Here is an 11,041-nt window from a genome sequence, read left to right as displayed (position 1 = left end):
TAAAAGGGGCGAGCAGCCCCTTTTAACCCCAAAGATGCAGGATAGTGCGGTTGGGTGACTCAAGAGAAAGAAAAAAGAGACCTCATCTCGTTGAAAATCAAATTTCAAAATCATTAAAGGAGCTATTCAAATGAAACGAAATCAGAATTTCGACCTTAATCACTCTCAAAAAGCGCTTTCCTGCCGCTACAACATGGACACCAACCGGGTGGAAACCCGATTTGAAGATGGCACAACCCTTTCCATTGATTGTATCGCCATTGAGGACGAGTACGGCAATACCCCGGCACAGCGAGCTGAACTTGATTGGCTGCTATACAACAATCCGCTGGAGTACGCACGGATGGTGCTGAGCGGGGAGATAGAGCACTACCTCACGCTCGGTTGTGACCATGGCAAACTGAAAGACTAACCTCTAAATAGGCCAAACAACCCGCTACTTGCAGTCGCTGCAAATGGCGGGTTGTTGGCTTATTTTAAGTTTTTCCTTTGCTCATAGTAGTGCAAAATCAATGGCCCAACGGTCAAAGAAATCACAAACATCAGGCAAATCTACTGGTTTCTTATAAATGTCGTTCTAAAATTCAATGGATTTTGCTATTTCTAGCACTTGTTTTTTTCGACACGAAAGTCGATTCAACCCTATATCTTATGTATCTCTCGATGATTTCAAGTTTGCCATTTGGGTGGCTTGATTATTGAGAAAATTCTAAATTCCTAAAAGGTCTATCATTTTCATCAATCGCATCGTTATTGAGAATAAGCACTGCACCACCACTTAACAGAGGAGACAGCTGTAAATAGCCTATATTATTTATTGAGAAAATGAAACGCTATTGCAACAGTTGAATACTGTATATTTTATCAAATTGATACGGATCTGATAGCAACACCTTACCGTTTGATATCACAAGAATGCTTTCGCCTTCTTTAAGATACGACAACTGAAGATTTCCTTTCAAGTAGTTTGATGCGCCATAAATTATATAATTGTCATCCGTATCATATAATTGATTTTTTGCAGTCGCATAAATACAATTGTTCTTCAGGTCAACTTCTTCAACTATAAGTTCCGATTTTTTTCTTCCGGATGTATTCAATTGAAATAGAATGCAGAGAGCCACTGCCACAAATGCTATGCCAACCATAATCTTCCGTTTGCATTTCATTTTATCAACCTCTGTATGAAAGGAACAGCGTATAAAGCGATTGTGTTATTCTCAATGCCCCTGTATAAGAAGTCGGATATGAAGAACCATCAATTGTGCTTCCATCTTTATGGATTCCGATAGCTACATACCCAGCTCCAGAAATATATTCTACAAGAGGACCACCACTAAAGCCACCTGTCAAATCCCAATCGCCCTTGAGATATTTTGAAGTCTGACTTCTAATATACCCAGAAGATTTACACATCCGATATCTCGCATCGGCACCATTTATTTGGCTCGGATAGCCATAAGCATACACCAACTGTGATGATGAATAATTGCTAGACTGCCAATGTAACCCAAGCCATCCCGTTTTCGTTCCTAAATTATTCTTGAGCGTAATAATTGCCCAATCCTCTGAACTTGTTCCAGCAAGATAAGAACCACTAACAATCATCGAACTTGCCGATACATTTTCGCTTCCAAAAGGTTTACTATTATCAGATCGAGCAGGTGCGACATTTACCGACTTAACGTAGGCTTTTTCCTTTATACTATATAGATTATGTGCTGCTGTTGCAAGTGCATTAGGCCCAATCATAAATCCAGAACCATAATTTGTCCCTCCATTATTGGTCGTTATCTGTAGGCATACCGTGCTACAATATGGTGTTGCTGTTGGATTATCAACAACAGTGATATCATTGCTTCCGATAATCGCATACAGATCGGGTAGATCAATATCCGAAATCTTTCCATTTGGAAAATAGCCTGCAGTTGTCTCTCCATCCGTGAAGGAATTGGTTTCAACTATAATTTCCTCTATAGATTCTTCTTTTGTATCAAAATCGTATCTATGGTATCTCTCGATATGAGATTTTCTTCCATCACTTTGATTATCTGCAAAAGCAGTCAGCCCAGAGTTAAGCTCCATTGAAGAAAGAGCCACAATCCCACTTGCTTTCAAAAAATTTCTACGAGATATTTTTCACTAGCCATTTTAATTTTCCTTCTTTACTTTTAGAGTATACACAAGATTTCTTATACATCAGTTGCTCTGCATTGGAAACGCCTCCGTAAAATTTTTCATACGTTAGAGCCATCCTTATTTTAGGTTTCAACTTTTACTTTCGTAAAAAATAAATACCACTGATTTTTTATCCAATAGCCGTGCTAAGATTTATCTCTATGGGATTCAACACATGCGTCTGCTGGCACAACCAAGCCCAATTGTTCACTGTAGTAGTAAACAAGTCGTCATAGTTGTTGTCATATGCAAAATCAAATGTGTCATGAACGGTAATCAAATAATACATTATAGAATTACCAATCATGAAGCCTGTTCCAGAGGTGCTTACCCTATGCAATGCATAGAATAAATCTGCATTATCAGACTTTTGAATTGTAAAAGACCAACTTCCTCCGCTAAAATCTTTCAAGCCACTATTAAGTACTTTGTTTTTATAATTATTAAAAACTGTTGTCGTGTTTAACTTGTCAAGCAATGGCGTCGAAGAGTCCGTCACACTCTCAGAATAGTCAATATTATATACAGAGAATTCAACCATAAGAGCCGCACATTCATATCCCTTATCCCGTGCAATTTGCGCAGCTGCCAACCATGCAAGCTGTGTATTATTTAACAAATTTCCAGATGCGCGTGTTTGATCTTCATCTTTCATCTTATCGATAAACTTATTTAATTCATCTATCGACATTCCCGAAAAATCAACATGATACTTATCATTCATGCTTTGAATAACAGGATTGCTAGCTTTACGGCTGCTTGTATTAGCAGCATAAGACACAGTATTTATCGAAAACAAAAAACACACCGAAAGAACTAATGATACGAACCTCTTCATAACGAACCTCCTTAAATTCTGTACTCTACTATATAAATTGTGTGCTTCTCATCGTCCCAGACAACGAGACTAAAATTCACATCTTCAGAATGTAAAAGCAATGTATTCATTTCGGCTTCCGAGCATAGTTCCTTATGTTGACTATTATCATAAAGAAAAAAATTTCCACTTGCAATTTCAGGAATCTTAAAATCCAATCCAAAATATGACGACACATTTTTTAATATAGAAGATATAGTTGGGGAATCATTAATTTTCTCCCATGAATCGAGTTGATGAACAATCTTGGTTGCATCCACATCGTAGTATACCGCTAACATTATCCCATCATTTTGCAATCCGCCATAAGCCTCATATATCAACGATTCAGAGTATGTTGCTTTTCCAATTTTGAATTGTTTCAAATAATCTCGTTTTTCATATTTGCTTTTTCTTCCAAGCATAAAGCCCAAAAGCAAGCACAGTGCGACTATAGCTAGGTATCGGATAACGTGCGTTGATCTCGCCTTTATAATTACCTCACACCTTTCTAACTTGCTGAAATATATAACAAGCTTCACTTATCTACTGGTACTTCCAGTAATGGTTTCACTCCGCCCATCGGAATAGCTAAAGGTTGCAGAATACTCCAGCCTGTAAGATTTTCCAGGCTTAGTGTTAAAGTTACCGCTCCCCACGCAGGTTGAGGTCGTGCTGCTGTTTGAGCAGCTGCTTACTTTTTGCCATGTTCCAATTGTTCCCTTTTCATAGAGAACGCCTGAAACGCTGATTTTCTTTACTCCAGTTCGTGTCTGGGCATCAACTTGATAGTATGTTTGGTAAATAGATCCGTTGACCGTACTATCGCCTACATACCGCTCAGACTTTTCAACGGCCATTGCGGTGCAAGCAAAACTCAAGAGAATCACCGCTGAAATAACAATGGACAACAAACGCTTTTTCGACATAGACATACACCTCCGTTTTTTCGCTCCTATCAAGAGCCTTTGTATAATCAACGTAATTCGCATCCGCTTCGTTTCAATTTTCAGGAGAAATTTTTTCAAATTTTCCATCTTTGTAAGTTCAGACAAAAAGAAAACCGGACATTTGTGAACTCTCACAAGTGCCCGGCTTTCTTATCGGATGCCTTTTGCAATTTTCATAATCTCATCGTATGGAATGTTTTCCATAACGGTATGTGTAATCCCCCGATGTTCCCAACTTAGAGTATAAACATTCTTTCCATGTTCATCCGTACTGGTTCCAAGTACACCATCTGCTTCTCCGACCTTTACGGTTTCGTACACTGTATGCTCATTATCAAATAGGGACTGCTGCCCCGGCTGGATAATTGAGCAACGGACAGTGTAGCTTTCTTCTGCTTCTTTTGACGAGTAAACATGTAAAAAGTTTTCTGCTCGTTCAAATTTCTGCGCATTGTCCATTTCAAAGCCGTCCGGCACATAATGATCGCTGTATCCATCCGGCAATCGTTCCAGCGGTTCGCCATCCACCTGATAAGTCAACTGCATCTCAATGGGCAGAAACTTTTGAATCATCGTGTAGACTGCCTTGCGGAAGTCTGCGCTGACCGCAAGTGCGCCAAGGGTCAGCACCACCAGCGTCAAGGCTGCAACCAACACCCGTTTCAACATCGGACGGTGTTTTTTCCTCCGTAATGCCACTGCCATTCGTTCATCCCATTGAGAAGTATCCGGGTAAAGTTCTTCAAGTTGTTCTGGTGTTGGCAGTGTATCCAGTTCCTTTTGTGCATCTGCACGAAGTGCAATCATCAAGGCCGCTTCAAATGAAATGTTTGTCTGCTCACTCATGGTTACTCAACTCCTTCCATAATAGTTTTCTCCCTCGAAAGAGCCGTGTTCGTACCACTTCGTCCGTTAATCCCAGCGATTTCGCAATCTCACGATTTGTATATCCCATTGCCAAAAGGCGTAATGGGTCACGATATTTCGGTTTCATTTGTCCAATCAGTTCTGTCAACCTCTCGATATTGTCAACACTGATTATTGCATCATCTGGCACTGGCGCATTATCCTCAATATCTGGGATTTCTTCCAGCGATTCTTCGCGCCGCTTGCGAAGCTGATCATACGCACGGCTTCTACTACAACTAACGAGATAGGCAGCGAGTTCGTGACAGTTTTCTCGATGAATTTTAGAAAAATTTTTTGCAACGTACAAAAACACCTCTTGTAGCACGTCCTCTGCCAAATACGAATCATCCATGATTTTGTAAGCGGTATGGTAAACCAGCCGTTTGTATGTATTGTATACCTCGGTAAACTCTTCTTCAAAGCTTCGATCATCAAGCACACTTAGATATAACGCAAGCAACGCAATCACCTCTATCTACATTGATTGTGTGTAGTGTACCACGAACCAATAAAAATGTCGAATACCACTAATATTGTAAAGGAGCGTGATGCCATGACTCAACCCAAAACTGACCTTGCCTACCTCCGCAGCGAGAAAGCCAAAGCGGAGCAGCAGCTTCGCTACTACAAGCACCGTGAGAAAATTCTGGAACATCAGATACCGGAGTTGACCCGAAAAGCCCGTGTGCATCGTCTGTGTACCCGTGCCGGAATGCTGGAAAGTTTTCTGATTGCACCAGAAGATCTCACCAACGATCAGGTGATGGAGCTGCTGAAAATTGCATTCCGTCAACCAGAAGTTGCGCTGGCTCTTGCAAAGATGATTCACGACCTGCACGAGAGCCGCAGCGTTCCGAACCCTTTAGAATAAAGGGCGCAATTATACACCGTTCCGGTGAAATTGCGGTCTTGCAGACGGCTCGATGAAATCGAAGCTGGCGTTTGTGCGCCAGCCCGATTCCATCCCAAGGAAAACTGCATTTTCCTTGCGCTGCTTTGCAGCTATCCTTTTGCGGCTCGCCGCCTAAGACCGAAGCGCATGGCACTCCGTTCTAAGGCGGCGAGCACAACCGAATACGATTCCAGACCGTTCATCAAGAGCAATCTTGCTGGGCGGTCTTTTTGTTTGGGGGTGATGCCTATTCCGTGTCCGCATTTCAAAATTACCATCGTCAAGCGCAGCCAAGGACAGTCCGCTGTTGCCGGGGCCGCTTACCAGAGCGGCGAACGGCTGTTCAGCGAGTACGACCAGAAAACGAAATTCTACAACAAGAAGAAAGAACTTGTCCACGCTGAGATCATGCTGCCGTCCCATGCGCCGCCCGGATATGCAGACCGGGCAACCCTCTGGAACGCCGTGGAAGCCGTGGAGAACCAGTGGAACTCCCAGCTTGCCCGGCGCATCGTGCTGGCGTTCCCGGTGGAGGTGCCGAAAGAGCAGTATTTGTCCATGATAAAAGAGTTTTGTCAGGAGCAGTTTGTTTCCAAGGGCATGATTGCCGATTTTGCCATCCACGACAAGGGAGATGGCAACCCACACGCCCACATTCTGCTGACGCTCCGGGCAATGGATGAACACGGCAAGTGGCTCCCGAAAGCCAGAAAGGTGTACGACCTTGACGAGAACGGTGAGCGCATCCGGCTCGCTTCCGGCAACTGGAAGTGCCACAAGGAAAACACCGTGGACTGGAACGACCAGAAGTATGCCGAGGTCTGGCGGCACAGCTGGGAAGTTGTTACCAACCGCTATCTGGAAGCGGCTGGCCGCCCGGAACGTGTTGACCTGCGCTCCTTTGAGCGACAGGGCATCCAGCAGATACCGACTGTGCATCTCGGCCCCGCCGCACACCAGATGGAAAAGCGTGGAGTGGAAACCTTTCTCGGAAACCTGAACCGGGACATTCGTGCAGCCAACAGCCTGATGCAGTCCATCCGCAGCGCAATCCGTGGGCTGCAACGCTGGATCGCAGACCTGAACGAAAAGAAGCAGCTTCTTCTGGACGCTCTGGAAAAGGCGAAAGAACCCACGCTGTCCGACCTGTTAGTGGATTATTTCAATCTTCGTGCCGAGCAGCGCAGCGATTGGTCTGGCAAGGCAAAACTGAAATGCACTGTCCGGGACTTTGAGGAGATTCGGCAGGCGGTGGACTACCTGAAAGCTCATTCCCTGAACACCATCGAGGATTTGGACACCGCTATCTCAAATTTGAACCAGACCACCGCCCCTCTCCGCAGACAGTTGAAACAGAACGAAAACCGTATGCGGGCAATCGCCCAGATCAAGGATGCTGCCGCCGTCCATGCCAAGCTGAAACCTATCCACGACACCTTTATCAAGAAGAACTTCAAGCTGACCAAGGACGCTTATGCCGCCCAGCACAAAGAGGAGCTTGACACCTTTAATAAAGCTGCCCGCACCCTGATGAAGCTGAACGGCAGCACAGCGGTGAATTTTTCGGCATTGGATGCCGAATTTTCTGCGCTGCAATCCGGCAGCGCAGAACTGCGTACCAAACTGAAAACCTTGCAGCCGGATGTCTCTGCCCTGAAAAATATCCGCAAGTATATTGATATGGTGCTGAACAAGCAGCAGCTTTTCGCACCGGGCGGCAAGACCCCGGAAAAGGAATCGGTGCTGAAAAAGCTGGAGCAGTTTCAGCAGAAAAAGTCCCACCACAAAACGACTTCCACTCCCCCAAACCGCGAAGAATCGCTCTAAACGATCTTTCTGTCACCGATATGCTGTTGCAATCAGTGGCAGAAATACATAATTCGTTTTTGTTGGCTTTTGGCTATTCTCGCTGGCTAGTGAGTAAAGGCGCATTTTTAAGGTGGAAATTTTCTCCAACACCCCCCCATTTTAGGCCACTTTTTCTGTTAATAGTAGAAACGCTTCTTTGAAGGCTAGTCATTTGTGACCTTTTTGTTAATTCTCAAAAAGATGGTTGTCTTTTGGTCTTTTTCGTCGGCTACCTATTGAGAGGACTTTTTCAAAGCCGGAGATTCGGTCTCAAGAATTACAATTCAATTACAAGTTTCTCACCAATGCTACGAAACAGGCGTTCTCGATGCCTACCAAGTGTAGGGCATCTTTTTCAAGACCACTTTCAACTTTAGGCACTGCCATTGTTGCAAAGTTCCGTCCTCCATCGGTCGCCCCATGGGTCAATGTTATTTTAATCAAACAGCCACCTCAACTATATTTTCCAAAAACTTTTCAACAAATTTCTTTTTCAGGCTATTTTTTGGCCGTTTTCGATGGCTCGTAAGTAGAGGGACAATTTTTCGGAAGCCTTAAATTCCGAAGATTTTCTATAAAACTCCGTTCTTTGAAAACAGAATAGTTCAATCGTCCGGCACTTCACAAAAGGTACTTCTGTAACTCGCAGCCCGGTCATAACGAAGACGGGGTGGCTGAAATGCCAATGGTGCGGTGCAAGCCCGCCGCCGGACGATTCCCCACTCCTAGGGAAGTCGAGGATCAATATGGGAGACCTTAACTTATTAACGCAGTTGAGCACTTGTTTCGTGCTTTTCTGCGACTGGAGAATTGGAACCCACCAATTCTCGTTACATACTCTTTGTTCCTGATTTCTGCTTCAGCTGGAGGTGATCAACATTTCAGAATATCTTACCACGCAAACTCTGCTGCCGCCGTTTCTCCCATACCCACGCTTCCTTTTGGAACTTGACCTGAGCCAGACTGCAAAAATGACTTATGTGCTGCTGCTCGACCGTGCCACGCTCTCGCAGAAAAATCTCTGGATAGATGAACGTGGTTTCGTGTTTGTCATTTTTACGATTTGCTCTTTGGCTGAGCAGCTAGGGCGCAGCACTGTCAGTGTTTCCAGTGCGCTTAAGGAATTGGACGCTGCGGGATTGATTGAGCGCAGACGAACGCAGTTTTCTTCGCCCAATCACATCTTTGTGAAAATTCCAAATGTTGAATAGTTCTGCGTTTTTCACGATTCAAGAACCGCCAAAATCACGATTCTGTGATGCAGATTCTTAATGGCATCTGCAAAAGATATTTTTCCTATGCAGTATAGCAGCCTTTAAGACTGTATCAAAGAAAACTTTCACCTAACCAACGTAATAAAACAAAAAGAGAAAAACGAATAGAATCCATCCATTCCTTTCCGTATTTGCACCACATGAATGAGGAGGTCTGCCCTTGAACAAAGAAAAATCTGAGAAGAAGCCCACCACACGCAAACGTGCGCCGAGAAGTCCGAAGTCCGTGCGCCTGATCGTGGAACGCCATTATATCGGCAATGTGCCGATGAATACGCTTTTTCAGCGGCTTGCGGAAGAAGAAATTCGTAAAACTGCCGAATCGTATCTCGCCGCTGGCTAATTGGACGTTTTACTGCGGAAAAGGGCTTGCATCATCACGCAGCATCCGCTACAATGTGATTGATGAGGTCTCTTTTCCATTATGGAGGTACACATGGAAAAGGACAAAAAAGTAACTGCTTTATACTGCCGACTGTCAAAAGATGACGGTTCAAACAGCGAAAGCCTGAGCATCCGCACTCAAAAGGCGATGCTTATGGAGTATGCCACACGCAACGGTTTCGGGAATTGCCAGTACTATGTTGATGATGGTTACAGCGGTACGAACTCTGACCGCCCTGCCTTTCAGGAACTTCTGGATGATATCCGGGAAGGAAAGGTGGCAACAGTCATTACCAAAGACCAGTCCCGACTTGGACGCAACCACATCGAAACCGGAACGTATATGGAAATCTTCTTTCCTGAACACGGTGTCCGCTATATTGCAATCAACGATGGTTATGATTCCAACGAGCAATCTCAGATGGATATTGCCCCGTTCCGAAACATCATCAATGAAATGTACGCCAAAGACACTTCCCGAAAAATCAAGAGTGCCCTTCGGACACGCAAGAAAAGCGGAAAGTATATCTCCAGCGGCGCACCGTTTGGCTACCAGAAAGACCCTGCCGACCACAATCACCTTGTGATCGACCCGAACACCGCCCCCGTTGTTGAGTATATCTATTCAATGGCAGAGGAAGGGCTGGGGCTTCACCGCATCGCCAAGCGGCTCCACGATGAAAAAGTCTTGAAGCCGTGTTACTACAAGAAAGAGATGTTTGGCCGCTTTATTGATGATGAAAAGATGTATGATTGGGACAGTGCCTATATCAGTCAGGTTCTGCACAGCCCGGTCTACGCCGGACACATCATCTATGAAGCCAAGCCCACTGTGTCCATGAAATCCCAAAAGCGGCGTTATATTCCTTTTGAAGAACGTGCTATCGTTCCGAATACACATGAAGCAATCATCCCACAAGACCGTTGGGAGAACGTGCAGCGAATCCTTTACAGCCGTTCCAGTAGTTTTATGTGCGATAAGACCGACTACGACAATATCTTCAAAGGCATCGTCCGCTGTGCAGACTGCGGCAGAACGATGTTAGTCAAGGTTGAGCACAGGCGCAAACGTAACAGTGTTCTGGATCAGACCTTTTATTGTTGCAGCACTTATCGGAAATATGGTGCGAAAGCCTGTGACTCTCACAACTTGGAAGCCCGTGTTCTGCATGAAGCTGTCCTTGCGGACATTCAGGCACACGCAAAGGCCGCTGTGAGCAATCGGGAAGCCCTTGTGAAGAAGATTGCAAATCAGATGCACCTCCGGGTGTCCTCTGACCGGGCGCAGCACAAACGGGATTTGAAGCAGTGTAAAGCACGAATCGCAGAAATCGAAGACCTGTATGCAAAACTTTATGAGGACGTATCAAAGGGACTTCTCCCGGAGAAACGTTTTCAAATGCTTGCAGATCGCTACGACAAAGAACAGGCTGAACTGACCGAGAAGATTGAGCAGTACGAGCGGGAAGGCCGTGCTGAACACGGTCAGCTGGACAAGATTCAGGATTTTATTGATGAAGTCAGCAAGTACGCTGGCATCACCGAACTGAACTATAAGATTCTGCATCAGCTGATTGACAAGATTCTGGTATCCAAAGCGGAAAAGGTCGATGGCGAATACGTCCAGAAAATCCAGATTTTCTACCGCTTTATCGGCCCATTGGATGCCATCGAGTAACAATGTCAGAAAAGTCACCTCCGAGAACTATCCTGCAGAAGTGGGCTACACCGGAAAAAACTGAAGATTTAC

Annotated in this window: 13 protein-coding genes; 6 read left to right on the top strand and 7 right to left on the bottom strand. The window is 44.7% G+C overall.

What is annotated here, in order from left to right; all coding sequences use genetic code 11:
- Nucleotides 1-130: 130 nt before the first annotated feature.
- Complete coding sequence (locus WMO44_RS13850; RefSeq protein WP_112091635.1) at nucleotides 131-412, top strand: DUF6061 family protein; 282 nt, start codon at nucleotides 131-133, stop codon at nucleotides 410-412.
- A 421-nt stretch (nucleotides 413-833) separates the two neighbouring features.
- Here WMO44_RS13850 and WMO44_RS13845 read toward each other — a convergent pair whose 3' ends face one another.
- The 7 genes from WMO44_RS13845 to WMO44_RS13815 all read right to left on the bottom strand — a co-directional run bounded on the left by WMO44_RS13845 (nucleotide 834) and on the right by WMO44_RS13815 (nucleotide 5,362).
- Nucleotides 834-1,169, bottom strand: coding sequence for a hypothetical protein (locus WMO44_RS13845; protein ID WP_112091636.1), 336 nt, complete (start codon nucleotides 1,167-1,169; stop codon nucleotides 834-836).
- A 4-nt stretch (nucleotides 1,170-1,173) separates the two neighbouring features.
- Nucleotides 1,174-2,100, bottom strand: a complete 927-nt coding sequence (locus WMO44_RS13840; RefSeq protein WP_112091643.1) for a trypsin-like serine peptidase — start codon at nucleotides 2,098-2,100, stop codon at nucleotides 1,174-1,176.
- Between the two features lie 208 nt (nucleotides 2,101-2,308).
- The gene (locus WMO44_RS13835; RefSeq protein ID WP_223474533.1) at nucleotides 2,309-3,016 is read right to left on the bottom strand and encodes a hypothetical protein; all 708 of its coding nucleotides are present in this window, start codon (nucleotides 3,014-3,016) and stop codon (nucleotides 2,309-2,311) included.
- A gap of 11 nt (nucleotides 3,017-3,027) precedes the next feature.
- On the bottom strand, nucleotides 3,028-3,420 hold the full coding sequence (locus WMO44_RS13830) for a hypothetical protein (RefSeq protein WP_223474532.1): 393 nt from the start codon (nucleotides 3,418-3,420) through the stop codon (nucleotides 3,028-3,030).
- Between the two features lie 156 nt (nucleotides 3,421-3,576).
- The gene (locus WMO44_RS13825; protein ID WP_223474531.1) at nucleotides 3,577-3,963 is read right to left on the bottom strand and encodes a hypothetical protein; all 387 of its coding nucleotides are present in this window, start codon (nucleotides 3,961-3,963) and stop codon (nucleotides 3,577-3,579) included.
- A 171-nt stretch (nucleotides 3,964-4,134) separates the two neighbouring features.
- Nucleotides 4,135-4,830, bottom strand: a complete 696-nt coding sequence (locus WMO44_RS13820) for a DUF4367 domain-containing protein (RefSeq protein ID WP_349152924.1) — start codon at nucleotides 4,828-4,830, stop codon at nucleotides 4,135-4,137.
- Nucleotides 4,823-5,362: an RNA polymerase sigma factor gene (locus WMO44_RS13815; protein WP_242960722.1), complete on the bottom strand. Its 540-nt coding sequence runs from the start codon at nucleotides 5,360-5,362 to the stop codon at nucleotides 4,823-4,825. The genes WMO44_RS13820 and WMO44_RS13815 overlap by 8 nt, the downstream gene beginning before the upstream one ends.
- Before the next feature lie 84 nt (nucleotides 5,363-5,446).
- Between WMO44_RS13815 and WMO44_RS13810 the strand changes: the two genes are divergently transcribed.
- The 5 genes from WMO44_RS13810 to WMO44_RS13790 all read left to right on the top strand — a co-directional run bounded on the left by WMO44_RS13810 (nucleotide 5,447) and on the right by WMO44_RS13790 (nucleotide 10,969).
- Entirely contained in the window at nucleotides 5,447-5,764 is a 318-nt protein-coding gene (locus WMO44_RS13810; protein WP_097778411.1) for a DUF3847 domain-containing protein, read from the top strand.
- Between the two features lie 270 nt (nucleotides 5,765-6,034).
- Entirely contained in the window at nucleotides 6,035-7,612 is a 1,578-nt protein-coding gene (mobQ, locus tag WMO44_RS13805; protein WP_435387740.1) for a MobQ family relaxase, read from the top strand.
- Between the two features lie 890 nt (nucleotides 7,613-8,502).
- A complete protein-coding gene (locus tag WMO44_RS13800) occupies nucleotides 8,503-8,844 on the top strand; it encodes a helix-turn-helix domain-containing protein (RefSeq protein WP_208894328.1) in 342 nt (113 codons plus the stop codon).
- Nucleotides 8,845-9,067: 223 nt separating this feature from the next.
- The gene (locus WMO44_RS13795; protein WP_005924684.1) at nucleotides 9,068-9,250 is read left to right on the top strand and encodes a hypothetical protein; all 183 of its coding nucleotides are present in this window, start codon (nucleotides 9,068-9,070) and stop codon (nucleotides 9,248-9,250) included.
- Between the two features lie 81 nt (nucleotides 9,251-9,331).
- Complete coding sequence (locus WMO44_RS13790) at nucleotides 9,332-10,969, top strand: recombinase family protein (protein ID WP_349152922.1); 1,638 nt, start codon at nucleotides 9,332-9,334, stop codon at nucleotides 10,967-10,969.
- Nucleotides 10,970-11,041 lie beyond the last annotated feature (72 nt).

The sequence above is a fragment of the Faecalibacterium tardum genome (genome assembly GCF_040096515.1).
GTDB lineage: Bacteria > Bacillota > Clostridia > Oscillospirales > Ruminococcaceae > Faecalibacterium > Faecalibacterium tardum.
This window is presented reverse-complemented; position numbering and strand designations above follow the sequence as displayed.

What these genes read in the sequence shown, in the direction of transcription:
- WMO44_RS13850 (WP_112091635.1), top strand. Translation starts at nt 131, where the DNA reads ATGAAACGAAATCAGAATTTCGACCTTAATCACTCTCAAAAAGCGCTT.
- WMO44_RS13845 (WP_112091636.1), bottom strand. Translation starts at nt 1,169, where the DNA reads ATGAAATGCAAACGGAAGATTATGGTTGGCATAGCATTTGTGGCAGTG.
- WMO44_RS13835 (WP_223474533.1), bottom strand. Translation starts at nt 3,016, where the DNA reads ATGAAGAGGTTCGTATCATTAGTTCTTTCGGTGTGTTTTTTGTTTTCG.
- WMO44_RS13825 (WP_223474531.1), bottom strand. Translation starts at nt 3,963, where the DNA reads ATGTCGAAAAAGCGTTTGTTGTCCATTGTTATTTCAGCGGTGATTCTC.
- WMO44_RS13820 (WP_349152924.1), bottom strand. Translation starts at nt 4,830, where the DNA reads ATGAGTGAGCAGACAAACATTTCATTTGAAGCGGCCTTGATGATTGCA.
- WMO44_RS13810 (WP_097778411.1), top strand. Translation starts at nt 5,447, where the DNA reads ATGACTCAACCCAAAACTGACCTTGCCTACCTCCGCAGCGAGAAAGCC.
- WMO44_RS13790 (WP_349152922.1), top strand. Translation starts at nt 9,332, where the DNA reads ATGGAGGTACACATGGAAAAGGACAAAAAAGTAACTGCTTTATACTGC.